Below are 11,935 nucleotides of genomic sequence, written 5' to 3'. Positions count from 1 at the left end.
CGTCAGTCCTGCGCGAGCAGGGCGTAGAGGCGCCGGCGGGCCTCGTCGAGGATCTCGACCGCCTGCTGCACCTGCTCCGGGGAGCCGGTGCGGCCGACCTGCGCGGCCGCCTGAGCGAGCTCGAACCCCGCCTTCGGCAGCGCGCTCATGCGTCCGCCGTCGCGCTGGCCGGGCGTCTCCCACGGCGCCGGCTTGTCGGCGGCGGCGTCGGCCTCGGCGCGTCCGGCCGCGGTGAGCGCGTACGTCTTGCGGCCGCCCGCCTCTTCGGCGGTGATCAGGCCCTCGTCGGCGAGCAGCTGCAGCGTCGGGTAGACCGATCCCGCGCTCGGCTTCCACGCTCCGCCGCTGCGCTGCTCGATCTCCTGGATGATCTGGTAGCCGTGCATCGACTGCTCGGCGAGCAGCGCGAGCACGGCGGCGCGGACGTCGCCGCGGCCCATGCGGGTGCCGGTGCGCTGCTCGAACGACGCGCGCAGGTTCTCCATCGCCTCCCACATGCCGCCGGGGCCGCGACCGCGCCCGCCGAATCCGCCGCTTCCGGGACCGGTGCCGAAGCCCGGTCCGGCAAAGCCGTGGCCGCCGAATCCTGCACCTGCGAATGAACCGTTCATGGTGACCTCCCGAGGTCGCGCCGCACGTCGGCGATAGTGAACGATATATCGTTAGGCTGGATCCTCGCCGTGAGTCTGCGCGCGCAGCAACGAGAGACAGGTCACAGCAGGTCGTCGACGGCGAGGGTGCGCAGCCCCCGGTCGTGCAGCACGAACTGCGCCCGCAACGCGACGCCCGCCTCCCGGCAGTCGCGCGCCATCGCCCGCGCCCACGCCAGGTCTGCCGCGCGCAGCACGCTGCCGCCGCGGCGCTCCCACACCAGCACGATCCGTTCGGCGACGCACATCTCGGCGAAGGCGGCGAAGCGCGCCGCCAGCAGCCGGGAGTGGGTGAGGGTGCCGAGGTCGGCGGTGTCGCACTCCGCATCCGGATCGCTCGGGAAGTCCTCCAGCGGCATGAGCGGTCCGGTCACGCGATCGTCGGCGCCGAGCATGATCAGCCAGACCTGCCGCATGTTGGCGCGTTCGAGAAGACGCGAGAGGAGATCGGCGAGGTCGTCGTCGGTGGCGAGAACGCGTTCGGGCGAGAGGAGAGGATCGATGTTCTTCATGCCCGCAACGATGGCCGCCGCCGGCCCGCCGTGGGAGCGCGACCCCGCCGATTGTGGACAACTCGCGCTCGCCCCCGCCTGGGGAGGAGGCGATGATCAGCCGAGGAACTGCGCCGGGTCGAACTCCTCGATGGGGATGACGCGCACACGCGGCAGCACGGCATCGAAGGCGTGCACGTCGTACTCGAGGTCGAAGAACTCGATCCCCGGCACCGAGGCGAACTCTCCGCTGCGGAACTCGTGGAACCCCAGCATCCCCACGCGCCGGCCCGCACCCGTGAGCGCCGCGAGATCGTCGACGAAGTCGCGATCGTGGCTGACCAGCACGACGTCGGCATCGCGACCCTGCAGCGCCTGCAGCGTCCGCTGGATGGCGAGGTCGACGACCTTCGCCTCGGCGGGCCCCGACAACGGGACCGGCGTGTACCCGAGTGCGAGCAGCGCCTGCACGAACGGCATCGGCAGGTGCGTCGTCGCGTTGAGGAAGAACAGCCCGCGCACGTCCTGATGCCATCGCTCCTCGAGGAACGTCAGCAGCCGGTCCCAGCGCGGTCGCTCGTCCGGCTGCGGGCGGCGCCCGAGGATCGACCCGCCGAGCGTTGCGTCGATGTTCTCGCCGTCGACGAGGGTCCAGGTGATCCGCTCCGACACGGGGCCTCCTTCGGCATCCGTCGCGCTGCGCGACGCTCCGAACGCTATCAGGGGGCGGATGCCGGGGTCCCGGCATCCGTCGTGCTCAGTCGGCGCGCGAGGAGAATGCGCCGCGCAGCACGATGAAGACCACGAGGGCCACCACCGCGACGACGGCGAGTTTGCCGATGAACCACAGCACGCTGAACAGCACGTCGACGAGGACCCAGGCGATCACCACCGCGACGATGACACCGACGACGGTCCACAGCGTGCTCTTGTTCATGACTCCAGCCTAGAGGCGCCCGTACGATCGAACAGTGAGCACCGCATCCCTCGTCCTCGTCGCGAACGCCGGCGACGGCTCCCTGTCGACCTTCCGCCTCTCCGACGACCGTCTCACCCGCCTCGCGGTGACAGACGGACTCACCGGCTGTTCGACGTTCGCCGTCGACGCGTCGCGAGACCTCGTCTACGCGGCCGTGAAGGGTGAGCCGGCCGGCATCGTGACGCTGGCCCTCGACCGCGAGCGCGGAACGCTCACCCCGCACTCCCGCCTGGACCTCCCCGCCGGCGGCATGAACTACCTCGCCCTCACGCGCGACGGCACGGGACTGCTCGGCGCGAGCTACGGCGGCTGCTACGGCGTCAGCTGCCCCGTCGCCGACGGGACGGTGGGAGCCCCGGTCGCGCGGATCTCCTACCCGAACCTGCACTCGGTGCTGCCGAGCGCCGACGGCCGCTTCGCCTACTTCGTCTCCCTCGGCGCCGACCTCGTCGCGCAGTATGCGCTGGGCGATGCGCTCGAGCTCGAGCCGCTCGACCCGCCGACCGTCGCCGCGCCCGCCGGGAGCGGGCCGCGTCACCTCGTCCTCAGTGACGCCCAGGATGCCGTGTACGTCATGACCGAGTTCTCCGGCGAGGTGCTGCACTACGCACGCGACACGCGCGAGGGAACGCTGGAGCTCGTCGGCGCCGCGACCGCGTACGACCGGTCGAAGGACTTGGGGCACAGCGTCTTCGGCGCCGATCCCCTCGCCCACCACTACATCTGGGGAGCGGACCTGCACTGGGGCGCAGAGGGCGCTGTGCTGTGGGCGTCCGAGCGCACCGAGAGCACGCTCGGGGCGGTCGCGGTGGCCGAGAACGGCACGGTGAAGGATGCCGAGGCGTTCACCGTCACCGAGCAGCAGCCGCGCGGATTCGCGCTGAGCCCCGACGGCCGGCATCTCGTCGCCGCTGGTGAGAAGTCGACGACGGTGTCGCTGTACACCGTCGACGGCGAGCGGCTGGAGCTGCGCCAGCGCACCGAGACCGGGCGCGGCGCGAACTGGGTCCGGTTCGTCTGAGCCGCGTGAGGCCCGGCGTCAGCCGAACACCTCGATCGCGCACCGCACGCCCGGCGCGCGGGCGAGCCGCGCATCGGCGGTGACGAGCGTCGCCCCGATGTGCTCCGCCAGGGCGACGTAGCCGGCGTCGTACGTCGCCAGGTTGCTGCGCATCTCCCATGCGCGCTCCGCCAGCGCATCCCAGGCCCAGAGGTCGACCGGCATCCGCCCCGCCTGCTGCCGGGCCGCCGTCGCCTCCCCTTCGGACAGGACACGCCCCGCGACGAGTCCGCGCAGGGCGGAGTCCACCTCGACCGGCAGGATGTGCGGCGCGTGGAGGACCGCGTTCGTCAATCGGGCAGCCAGTCGGTCGCCCGCATCGTGGGAAGACGCGACGAGCAGCACGACCGCCGATGCGTCGACGACAACGAGGTCGTAGATGTGGCCGGGAGCCACGTCAGCGCCGCCCCGCGTGAACGGCGTCGGCGATCACGTCCCCGGCGGTCGCGGGATACGACAGCGCGTTCAAACGCGCGCGCGTCACGGCTTCGGCCGCGCTCGGAGTGCGCGCCAGGCGCGTGAGTTCTGCGCTCAGGTACTCCTGCAGCGAGCGCCCGGAACGCGCCGCGCGGGAAGCGAGCTCGTCTCGCACGTCATCGGGCACGTTGCGGACGGTGATGGCGACGGACATGCCTGCATTCTAGCTGCACCGATGACACGGTGACAGCATCCCCTCGTGTCGGCGCCCCCTGGTAGACCGGGAGCATGACAGCGACAAGCGAGTGGCTCGACGGCTATCTGACGGCCTGGCGCACGAAGGATGCCGACGACATCCGCGCCATCTTCACCGACGACGCCGAGTATCTGTTCCATCCCTATGACGCCGAGCCGCTGCGCGGCATCGACGCGATCATCGCGTCGTGGCAGGAGCCCGAACCGGCCGAGCCGGTGGTCGACTTCGAGGTGCTCATCGAGGACGACCGCCTCGGCATCGTGCGCGGCCGCACGGAGTACCCGGGCCACGCCACCTACCTCAACCTGTGGGAGGTGCACCTCGCGGGCGACGGCCGGGCGCGCCGATTCGTGGAGTGGTACATGACGGTGCCCGACGACGACGACGCCGCCGTCGCCGCCGGGGCGACCGGCGGCGACGTCACGTCCTGAGGGCAGGGCTCACGGCGACGGAATGCCGCCGTTGACGTTGAGCGTCTCGCCGAGCACGTAGCTCGACTCGGCCGAGGCGAGGAACACGTACGCCGGCGCGAGCTCCGCGGGCTGGCCCATGCGGCCGAGCGGGGTGTCCTTGCCGAACTCGTCGAGCTTCTCCTCGGGCTGCCCGTAGCTCGGCTGCAGCGGGGTCCAGATCGGCCCCGGCGCGACGGCGTTCACGCGGATCCCCTTCGGCGCGACCTGCTGCGCGAGCGCCTTGGTGAAGGCGTTGATCGTCGCCTTGGTCGAGGCGTAGTCCACGAGGACGTCGGACGGCTTGTACGCCTGGATCGACGTGGTGTTGATGATCGCCGAGCCCGGCTTCAGGTGCGGCAGGGCCGCTTTGGTGATCCAGAACATCGCGTAGACGTTGGTCTTGAAGGTGTCGTCGAACTGCTCGTCGTCGAGGGTGGTGAGGTCGTCGTTGAAGATCTGCTTGCCCCCGTTGTTGACGAGGATGTCGAGGCCGCCGAGTCCGTCGACGGTCTTCGCCACCAGATCGCGGCAGTACCCGGCATCCTTGAGGTCGCCCGGAAGCGTCAGCACCGTGACGCCCGCGTCGCGCAGGATGCCGGCGATGCGCTGCGCGTCCTGCTCCTCGTCGGGGAGGTATGAGATCGCGACGTCGGCGCCCTCCCGGGCGAACGCGATCGCGGTGGCGGCGCCGATGCCGGAGTCGCCGCCGGTGATGAGGGCCTTGCGACCGGTCAGCCGACCGGTGCCGCGGTAGGTCTCTTCGCCGAGGTCGGCCCGAGGGTCGAGCTTCGCGTCGAGGCCGGGCTCGGGCTGTCGCTGCGCGTGCGGCTCGATGTCGGCGTACAGCTTCGCGGGGTCGGTGAGGGTGTACTGGTCACGAGTCATACATCCAGTGTTCGCGCCCCCGCAGGTGCACTGAAGCGGATTGACACCGTCGCGGGCGCCGTGTTAGCCGCGCGCCCGCGCTTCTCCAGGACGAGGTTGACGCCGCCGAACGCCAGCACCAGGGCCGCGGCGATCGCCGGCAGCGACATCGCCGCGGGCAGCGACACCGACTCGGCGACCCATCCGGTCAACGCCGACGACAGCGCCTGCGCGAGGGTGAGCGCCGAACCCAGCAGCGTCATCGTCGTGGCGGCACGTCCCGCCGGCGCCCGCTCCCCCGCGAGGGAGAACAGCGTGACGAGCGTCGGCCCCACCCCGAGACCCATGACGAGCAGCCACACCGTGACCGGGCCGAGACCCGCCGCCGTGGCGTAGCCGACCGCGGCGGCGGCCAGCACGGCCGAGAACACCAGCCAGCGATGCCGCAGGGCGAAGCGCCGCGGCAGCAGCACCACGCCGAGCGCGAGCACGGCGGAGCCGATCCCGATGAGCCCGTACAGCAGCCCCGCCTGCGCCTCATCGCCGTGTGCTTGCGCGAAGGCCGTGAGGGAGGTCAGCGTCGCGCCGAAGAAGGCGCCGACGCCGAACGTCGCCGCGACGAGCACGAGGATGCGTCCGCTCAGCACGGCTCGGAACGGCGCCCGGTCGGAACCGCCGTCGGATCCACCGGGAGCGACGCGGGCGGTGGGGTGCAGGGCGAACGCCGTCACGAAGCCGAAGCTCAGCGCCGCGGCGATCGCGATCGGCGCCCAGGGCGCGATGAGCGCGGCGAGGATGCCGACGAGGAACGGCCCGATGACGAACGCCGTCTCGTCGGCGGCGGACTCGTACGACATGATCCGGTTCGTCGTCACCGCACGGCGTTCGGGCGCCAGACGCCCCGCGATGATGGCGAGCAGCCGACTGCGCGACATGGCCGCCGCCTGCGGCGCGGTGAGCCCGATGAGCAGTGCGGTCGCCAGGACCACGCCCTCCGGCATCCGCCCCGTCACCACGAGCGGGAAGAGCGCGAGGAGGATGCCGTTGGCGAGCCCGACGGGGACGAGCACACGCCGCTGGCCGTGACGGTCGACGAGGTCGCCGATGAGCGGCCCAGCGACGACGACGCCGACCCCGACCGCCGCCGAGGTGAGACCGCCGAGGCGGACGGATCCAGTGACGGCCACGACGAGCATGAGCACGCCGACCGTCATCATCGCGAACGGCAGGCGCGCGATGAAAGCGATCGGCCAATAGGCCCAGCCGGTGTGGCGGATCAGCGAGTGATCGGGTGTCATATCTCTTCCGGAGGAGTCGGCTCGTTGTTCACGTGCCGCCTTACCCTCCGGGGCCGACCGCGGGACGCGTGGCCGGATGAAGCAGGTAGATGCACCTCGACTCGCACCGGACGGCGCGAGCACAGCATTTGATTCTACCGGAACGGGCCCGAGGCGCGGCAGGGCGAGCAGAATGGAGAGCATGACCGACGACGGCAGCATCACGCGCACACCCGGGACCGAGACCGCCATCCTCGCGGGCGGCTGCTTCTGGGGCATGGAAGACCTCATCCGCCGCCAGCCCGGCGTGCTCGACACCCGGGTCGGCTACACCGGCGGGCAGAACGACCACGCCACGTACCGCAACCACCCCGGCCACGCCGAGGCCGTCGAGATCGTGTTCGACCCGGCGGTGACGACGTACCGCGACATCCTGGCCTTCTTCTTCCAGATCCACGACCCGTCGACGCTGAACCGGCAGGGCAACGACATCGGGACGAGCTACCGTTCGGCGATCTTCCCGGTCACGCCGGAGCAGGAGCGCGTCGCCCGCGAGACGATCGCCGACGTCGACGCGTCGGGGCTGTGGCCCGCTCCGGCCGTCACCACGATCGAGCCGCTCGGGCCGTTCTGGGAGGCCGAGCCCGAGCACCAGGACTACCTGCAGCGCATCCCGAACGGGTACACGTGCCACTTCCCGCGCGCCGGGTGGGTCCTGCCGAAGCGCGCCGAGGTCTGACGCGCCCACGCGCCGAGGTCTATCGCTCGAGCGCCGAAACTCCACGGATTCTGCTCTCGCACCCGCGGGGCGCTGCGGCGTTGCGGTGCTCAGACGCCGACGACGCACCGATTCCGTGGAGTTTCCGCGGGCGCGTCAGACCCGGATCGCCTCTGCGATGGGCGTCGAGCCGGCATTGAACCGGATCGTGCGACCGATCGTCGCCGGTTCGAGCACGGCGGCCGCGATCACGGCCGCGACGTCGGCGCGCGAGACGGACGCCGCCGCATCCGCCGTCGTGTCGATGCGCCCGGTCGGCTCGTCGAGCGTCAGCGCGGACGGCGCGAGGATCGTATAGTCCAGGCCGCTGCCCTGCAGGTGGGCGTCGGCGGCGGCCTTCGCCTCGGCATACGCGTAGAAGCCGTCGCCGGGGTCCACGCCGTGGTCCGGCCCCGCGCCGAAGTACGACACCATGAGATAGCGCCGGACCCCCGCCGCGACGGCGGCGTCGATCGACCGGATCGCCGCGTCGCGGTCGACCGCGAAGGTCCGCTCCGGGTCGCCGCCGCCCGCCCCCGCCGACCAGACGACGACGTCGTTTCCGCTGACGAGGTTGGTCAGCTGCTCGGTGTCGAACGTCTCGACGTCCGCGACGAGCGGCTCGGCACCGGTCGCGCGGACGGCCGGTTCGTGCCGGGGATTGCGGATGACCGCCGTGACGTGATGTCCGGCCGCCACGAGCAACGGCTCGGACAGGAGCGCCACCTTGCCGTGACCGCCGATGAGCAGGATGCGTGCCATGGGATGCGCCTTTCGTCATGCGGGGGTGCGAGCCGCGGCCGGGATCGGCTGAGACCGTTGCTGCTCGCTGTTCGCTGTTCGAGCCTACGGCGGGGTGGCACGCCGGGCGCGGGGTTGCATGGCGGGAGCGGATGTGTCATCCGCGGGCGGCCTGCGGCCGCTGGTGCGGTCAGGCGGCGAAGAACGCGCCCGCGACGCGGGCCAGCGCCGCGAGGTCGGCGGTGCCGGCGAGTTCGCGGGCCGAGTGCATCGACAGGATCGGGATGCCGACGTCGACCGTCCTGATCCCGAGGCGGGTCGCCGTGATCGGCCCGATCGTCGACCCGCACGGGACGGCGTTGTTCGAGACGAACTCCTGGCTCGTGACGGATGCCGCCGCGCACCAGCCGTGCCAGGCGGCGGCACCGGCGGCATCCGTCGCGTACCGCTGGTTGGCGTTGATCTTCAGGATCGGGCCGCGACCGAGCAGCGGCTGCACGACGGGGTCGTGCTTGTCGGGGTAGTTCGGGTGCACCGCGTGGCCGACGTCGCTGGACACGCACCAGGATGCCGCGAGCGCCCGCAGTTGCTGCTCGCGGTCGGCGCCGAGGGCGAGCTGGATGCGCTCGATCACCTCGGCGAGGAACGGCCCGGCCGCGCCGGAGCGCGTCGCGGAACCGACCTCCTCGTGGTCGAACACGGCGAGCATCGCGATGTGGGGCGCATCGAGCCCCGCGTCGGCGAGTGCGACGAGGCCCGCGTGCACCGATGCGAGATCGTCGAGGCGCCCGCTCGCGAAGAAGACGTCGTTGCGGCCGAACACCGCGCCGCGGGCCGCGTCGGCGGTGACGATGTCGTAGCCGCGGATGCGAGAGGCATCCACCCCTGCCGATGTCGCCAGCTCGGCGAGCAGATCGGCGGAGGCCGCCTCACCCAGACCCCATACCGGCTGCGTCTGGGTCTGCTTGTGCAGGGCGAGGTGGTCGTTGGCCTCGCGGTCGAGGTGGATGGCCAGCTGCGGCAGCCGCAGCAGCGGCCCGGTCGCGGCAAGCGCCTCGGTGCCGTCGTCGAGCACGAGGCGACCGGCCAGGCGCAGCTCGCGATCGAGCCAGGAGTTCAGCAGGGGTCCGCCGTAGATCTCCACCCCGGCCTGCAGCCACCCCAGCCGCCCCGTCGTCGGCTTCGGTTTGAGCTTGAAGGCGGGCGAGTCGCTGTGTGCGCCGAAGATATGGAACGGCGTCGACGCACCGGGCCCGCTCGGGACGACCCAGGCGAGCACGGCGCCGTCGCGCACGACGAACTGCTTCGCACCCGGCACCACCTGCCACGCCGCGAGCTCGTCGAGCGCGGTGAACCCGGCATCCGTCAACCGCCGGGCCACCTCGGCGGCGGCATGGAAGCTCGAGGGCGATGCAGCGACGAAGTCGGCGAGATCGTCGGCGTGAGTGAGAGCGGCGGGGGTGATCGTCGTGTCGGGCACGCGTCCAGCGTAGTTCGGGCGCCCGTGGCGCGCCGCGGGGGTCAGCGGCGCGGGTCGAGACCTACCCGCAGCGCCTCGCCGCCCGCGGCGGCGGCGAGCGCCTCGTCGGCGTCGGCGAGCGCGAACACGGGCTCGACGAGGTCCTCGAACGGATGCCGGCCCCACGCGTCGCGCAGAAAGGACACCGTGTCGCGGAGATCCTCGCCGGTGTAGTTGTGGACGCCGGCGACGGTGACGAGACCCCGGACGATGCGCTCCGGGTCGACGGCAACCGTTCCACCGGGGAAGACGCTCCCGACGAGCACCACGGCTCCGCCGATGCCGACGGCCGCGAGCGCCGCGGCCACCGCCGAGGGCGACCCCGACGCCTCGATCGCGATGTCGACCTCGTCCCGGCCGAGGGTGGCGAGGGCGCCGGCCAGCGCGTCGCACTCCCGGGGGTCGATCGCGGCGCTCGCCCCGAACCGGGGGCTCAGCTTGCGTCGGCGCTTGTCGGGGTCGGCGACGATCACCGTCGCGCCGCGGTCGGCGGCGAGCGCCGCAGCCGACAGCCCGACCATCCCCGCGCCCGACACGAGCACCACCGCGCCGGCGACCGGGACCTCGCGCTCGGCGCGGCGGAGGGCCGCCACGGCGGTGGCCGTCGCGCACGCGGCGGGCGCGGCGACGCGCGCCGGCATCCGCTCCCCCACGGTGACGATCGGGGTGCCGGCACGCACGTGGACGTGGCTGGCGAATCCGCCGCACAGCTCCCACCGGCTGCCGACGCGCTCGTGCCCGTATTTGCGCAGGTCACGGCACTTCTGCGGGAGCCCGCGTGGCGTACACCGTCGAGAGGTTGCCGACGCGGCATCCGCTCTGCACCTGGATCGTGTCACCGTCGGGTGATTTCGCGGGTTGAGGATCGTTGAGGCTTGATTTTCCGGGGGTGTTGGTGCCTCGTGCGGGGCACTAACGGCGTCGATCTAGACTCGCTCGGTGGGGTGGTTCGTGCGGAAGGTGCGCACCGCGTCGGGTGCGACGGCGGTGCAGATCGCGTCGAAGACCCGTGGTGTGCGGACGATCGTGGAGCACCTCGGCTCCGCGCACGACGATGAGCAGCTCGCGGTGCTGGTCGCGATCGCGCGGGAGCGGATCGCGGAGCTGGCCGGGCATGTCCCGTTCGATCTGGACGGGCTGGGCGCGACGCCGCCGGCCACGACCGCGCCGACGGTGACCGGGTCGAGGTCCAGGTTGTTGTGGGATGTCCTCGAGGACGCCTACGCCCGTCTCGGGTTCGACGCGGTCGGCAACGACACATTCAAGAAGCTGGTCCTGGCCCGCGTCGTCGAGCCGACCAGCAAGGCGGACACGCTGCGGGTGTGGGACGAGCTCGGTGTCCCGGGTGCGCCGTCGCTGTCGACCGTGTGGCGGACCCTCGCCCGCAGCGTTGAGCAGGACTGGCGGTCGAAGATCGCCGCCGCAGCCTACGCGCATGCGACCCGATCTGGCCCGCTCACCGTCGTGCTCTACGACGTCACCACCCTCTACTTCGAGGCGGAGCGTGAAGACAAGCTCCGCAAGGTCGGGATGAGCAAAGAGCGCCGCGTCGACCCGCAGATCCTCGTCGGCCTCCTCGTGGACCAGGGCGGGTTCCCCCTCGAAGTCCACGAGTTCGCGGGCAACAGGGGCGAGACTCTCACCCTGCTGCCCGTCCTCGACCAGTTCCGCGAACGTCACTCCGCGACCGAGGTCGTGGTCGTCGCGGACGCCGGCATGCTGTCCGCAGCGAACCTGAACCGGCTGGAGGACGCCGGGTTCGGTTTCATCGTCGGCTCCCGCACCTCCTCCGCGCCATACGATCTCGCCGAGCACTACGCGACCGTCGGGAACATCGTCACCGATGGGGAGACGGTCGAGACCACCCGAACCATGGGTGCGGGTGTGAACGCGCGGGAGCGGCGAGTGGTGTGGCAGTACTCCCACAAGCGGAAGATCCGCGACAACATCACGTTGAACAAGCAGATCGAACGCGCCGAGCAGATCGCTGCCGGCACCCGCCCGGCGAAGAAGGACCGGTTCGTCACCCTCGGCACCAAGCCCGGCGTGAACTGGGCAAGAGTCGAGAAGGCCCGCGAATACATCGGCCTCAAGGGGTACGTCACCAACCTCAGCACCGCGACGGCTTCCGCTGCAGAGATCGTGGCGGCCTACCATGACCTGTTCCAGGTCGAGGCGACGTTCCGGATGGCAAAGACCGACCTGCGGGCGAGGCCGATGTTCGCGTCGACCGCGGACTCGATCCACGCGCACCTCACCGTCGTGTTCTGCGCTCTCGCGATCAGCCGGCACCTCTACAAGACCACCGGCGTGACGGTCCGCCGTATCGTCCGCGCGCTGCGCCCGCTGCGTGACGTCACGATCACCATCGACGGACACGAACTCACCGCGACCACCCCGCCAACGGGGGAAGCCGCCGACATCATCGCCGCACTCCGGCCGGGCGTGGGGCACTAAACTGACACGATCCAG

15 protein-coding genes are annotated in these 11,935 nt (G+C 71.5%); 4 read left to right on the top strand and 11 right to left on the bottom strand.

Features of this window, described 5'->3' with window-relative positions:
- Positions 1–2: 2 nt before the first annotated feature.
- From JOD60_RS07110 to JOD60_RS07095, 4 genes are all read right to left on the bottom strand, one after another.
- On the bottom strand, positions 3–611 hold the full coding sequence (locus tag JOD60_RS07110; RefSeq protein WP_076689861.1) for a PadR family transcriptional regulator: 609 nt from the start codon (positions 609–611) through the stop codon (positions 3–5).
- A 101-nt stretch (positions 612–712) separates the two neighbouring features.
- Positions 713–1,162 (bottom strand): hypothetical protein, encoded by a 450-nt coding sequence (locus tag JOD60_RS07105; RefSeq protein WP_076689857.1) that lies wholly within the window; start codon positions 1,160–1,162, stop codon positions 713–715.
- Between the two features lie 96 nt (positions 1,163–1,258).
- The gene (locus JOD60_RS07100) at positions 1,259–1,813 is read right to left on the bottom strand and encodes an NYN domain-containing protein (protein ID WP_076689854.1); all 555 of its coding nucleotides are present in this window, start codon (positions 1,811–1,813) and stop codon (positions 1,259–1,261) included.
- Between the two features lie 85 nt (positions 1,814–1,898).
- Complete coding sequence (locus JOD60_RS07095) at positions 1,899–2,078, bottom strand: hypothetical protein (protein WP_076689851.1); 180 nt, start codon at positions 2,076–2,078, stop codon at positions 1,899–1,901.
- A gap of 34 nt (positions 2,079–2,112) precedes the next feature.
- On the opposite strand from JOD60_RS07095, the gene JOD60_RS07090 reads away from it, so the two are divergent.
- Positions 2,113–3,141, top strand: coding sequence for a lactonase family protein (locus JOD60_RS07090; RefSeq protein WP_076689848.1), 1,029 nt, complete (start codon positions 2,113–2,115; stop codon positions 3,139–3,141).
- Between the two features lie 18 nt (positions 3,142–3,159).
- Here the strand turns inward: JOD60_RS07090 and JOD60_RS07085 are convergent, their stop codons facing one another.
- Entirely contained in the window at positions 3,160–3,576 is a 417-nt protein-coding gene (locus JOD60_RS07085; RefSeq protein WP_198159137.1) for a type II toxin-antitoxin system VapC family toxin, read from the bottom strand.
- A 1-nt stretch (position 3,577) separates the two neighbouring features.
- Positions 3,578–3,811, bottom strand: coding sequence for a FitA-like ribbon-helix-helix domain-containing protein (locus tag JOD60_RS07080; RefSeq protein WP_076689842.1), 234 nt, complete (start codon positions 3,809–3,811; stop codon positions 3,578–3,580).
- A 74-nt stretch (positions 3,812–3,885) separates the two neighbouring features.
- On the opposite strand from JOD60_RS07080, the gene JOD60_RS07075 reads away from it, so the two are divergent.
- Entirely contained in the window at positions 3,886–4,284 is a 399-nt protein-coding gene (locus JOD60_RS07075; RefSeq protein WP_076689840.1) for a nuclear transport factor 2 family protein, read from the top strand.
- Between the two features lie 9 nt (positions 4,285–4,293).
- On the opposite strand, the gene JOD60_RS07070 is transcribed toward JOD60_RS07075, so the two are convergent.
- Positions 4,294–5,190, bottom strand: a complete 897-nt coding sequence (locus tag JOD60_RS07070; RefSeq protein ID WP_076689836.1) for an SDR family oxidoreductase — start codon at positions 5,188–5,190, stop codon at positions 4,294–4,296.
- Positions 5,187–6,467 carry an MFS transporter gene (locus JOD60_RS07065; RefSeq protein WP_084201927.1) on the bottom strand — a complete coding sequence of 427 codons (1,281 nt, stop codon included), beginning with the start codon at positions 6,465–6,467 and terminating at the stop codon, positions 5,187–5,189. The genes JOD60_RS07070 and JOD60_RS07065 overlap by 4 nt, the downstream gene beginning before the upstream one ends.
- 181 nt (positions 6,468–6,648) lie before the next feature.
- On the opposite strand from JOD60_RS07065, the gene msrA reads away from it, so the two are divergent.
- A complete protein-coding gene (gene msrA / locus JOD60_RS07060) occupies positions 6,649–7,185 on the top strand; it encodes a peptide-methionine (S)-S-oxide reductase MsrA (protein ID WP_076689833.1) in 537 nt (178 codons plus the stop codon).
- Positions 7,186–7,320: 135 nt separating this feature from the next.
- Here the strand turns inward: msrA and JOD60_RS07055 are convergent, their stop codons facing one another.
- The 3 genes from JOD60_RS07055 to JOD60_RS07045 all read right to left on the bottom strand — a co-directional run bounded on the left by JOD60_RS07055 (position 7,321) and on the right by JOD60_RS07045 (position 10,143).
- Entirely contained in the window at positions 7,321–7,965 is a 645-nt protein-coding gene (locus JOD60_RS07055) for an NAD(P)H-binding protein (RefSeq protein WP_076689830.1), read from the bottom strand.
- Positions 7,966–8,134: 169 nt separating this feature from the next.
- On the bottom strand, positions 8,135–9,424 hold the full coding sequence (locus tag JOD60_RS07050; RefSeq protein WP_076689826.1) for a M18 family aminopeptidase: 1,290 nt from the start codon (positions 9,422–9,424) through the stop codon (positions 8,135–8,137).
- Positions 9,425–9,465: 41 nt separating this feature from the next.
- Positions 9,466–10,143, bottom strand: coding sequence for a zinc-binding dehydrogenase (locus JOD60_RS07045; protein WP_076689822.1), 678 nt, complete (start codon positions 10,141–10,143; stop codon positions 9,466–9,468).
- 259 nt (positions 10,144–10,402) lie between these two features.
- Here JOD60_RS07045 and JOD60_RS07040 point away from each other — a divergent pair, with 259 nt between their 5' ends.
- Positions 10,403–11,920: an IS1634 family transposase gene (locus tag JOD60_RS07040; RefSeq protein WP_076689818.1), complete on the top strand. Its 1,518-nt coding sequence runs from the start codon at positions 10,403–10,405 to the stop codon at positions 11,918–11,920.
- Positions 11,921–11,935: the final 15 nt, after the last annotated feature.

Source organism: Microbacterium aurum (genome assembly GCF_016907815.1).
Taxonomy (GTDB): domain Bacteria; phylum Actinomycetota; class Actinomycetes; order Actinomycetales; family Microbacteriaceae; genus Microbacterium; species Microbacterium aurum.
This window is presented reverse-complemented; position numbering and strand designations above follow the sequence as displayed.

What these genes read in the sequence shown, in the direction of transcription:
- JOD60_RS07110 (WP_076689861.1), bottom strand. Translation starts at nt 611, where the DNA reads ATGAACGGTTCATTCGCAGGTGCAGGATTCGGCGGCCACGGCTTTGCC.
- JOD60_RS07105 (WP_076689857.1), bottom strand. Translation starts at nt 1,162, where the DNA reads ATGAAGAACATCGATCCTCTCCTCTCGCCCGAACGCGTTCTCGCCACC.
- JOD60_RS07095 (WP_076689851.1), bottom strand. Translation starts at nt 2,078, where the DNA reads ATGAACAAGAGCACGCTGTGGACCGTCGTCGGTGTCATCGTCGCGGTG.
- JOD60_RS07080 (WP_076689842.1), bottom strand. Translation starts at nt 3,811, where the DNA reads ATGTCCGTCGCCATCACCGTCCGCAACGTGCCCGATGACGTGCGAGAC.
- JOD60_RS07075 (WP_076689840.1), top strand. Translation starts at nt 3,886, where the DNA reads ATGACAGCGACAAGCGAGTGGCTCGACGGCTATCTGACGGCCTGGCGC.
- JOD60_RS07070 (WP_076689836.1), bottom strand. Translation starts at nt 5,190, where the DNA reads ATGACTCGTGACCAGTACACCCTCACCGACCCCGCGAAGCTGTACGCC.
- JOD60_RS07065 (WP_084201927.1), bottom strand. Translation starts at nt 6,467, where the DNA reads ATGACACCCGATCACTCGCTGATCCGCCACACCGGCTGGGCCTATTGG.
- msrA (WP_076689833.1), top strand. Translation starts at nt 6,649, where the DNA reads ATGACCGACGACGGCAGCATCACGCGCACACCCGGGACCGAGACCGCC.
- JOD60_RS07055 (WP_076689830.1), bottom strand. Translation starts at nt 7,965, where the DNA reads ATGGCACGCATCCTGCTCATCGGCGGTCACGGCAAGGTGGCGCTCCTG.